The organism is Polaromonas sp. P1_G4 (assembly GCF_056405475.1).
In genome coordinates, this window is sequence record NZ_JBFUCA010001009.1 from 1 (window position 1) to 685 (window position 685).

At 56.7% G+C, this 685-nt stretch carries 1 protein-coding gene and 1 pseudogene; both read left to right on the forward strand.

The window, feature by feature from the left end; translation table 11 throughout:
* Nucleotides 1-376, forward strand: a pseudogene (locus tag AC1D1X_RS25060) (serine/threonine protein kinase); the annotation flags it as partial.
* 13 nt (nucleotides 377-389) lie between these two features.
* Nucleotides 390-685 (forward strand): PP2C family protein-serine/threonine phosphatase (locus AC1D1X_RS25065; RefSeq protein WP_477699598.1); only part of this gene is annotated, 296 nt, incomplete at its 3' end.

A 685-nucleotide genomic window follows, 5' to 3' on the forward strand; every position in this document is an offset into this window, starting at 1 on the left:
GATGTACAAGATCGCGAACGAAGAAGCCCCCGATATCCGTATCATYCGTAAAGAGCTGCCGGCGCGACTGGCCGAGATTGTTGCGCTGTCTCTGGCCAAGAAGCCGGAGTTGCGGTATCAGGATGGTGATCGATTGGCGACAGATCTGCGCGCTGTCATTGCCGCAATGGAAGGTACTGCACCGGCCCCATCGTTTGCGCCTCAACAGGGTGCGCCAGCAGCCCAATTTGACGCCACGGTCGTGCAATCAGCGACTGTACCAGCTGCTGGCCCGAAGACCTATGATGCGACCCAGGCCGTGAATGTCGACGGCACGCAGACATTTGAGAAAACCGTGGTTTCCAAAGCACCTGCTGCCGATACCGACACCCAGTGATCACACGAACAAGATGAACTACGAGATTTGTACACATACCGACCCGGGGTTGACGAGGGACAACAACGAGGATGCGGTTGCTTTTGATGCTGCGACGCGGCTTTGCATCCTGGCGGACGGAATGGGTGGCTATAACGCAGGCGAAATTGCAAGCGGCATGGCTGCCGCTTTCATCAAGTCGGAAATGGGCCGTTGGCTTTCCCAGGCGGGCAGGCATGCCAATGCCAAGGAAGTGCGTCGGGCTTTAGAAATCTGCGTGGAAAATGCCAATCATTCGATCTTCAACGCGGCGAACTCCAACCCCCAGTA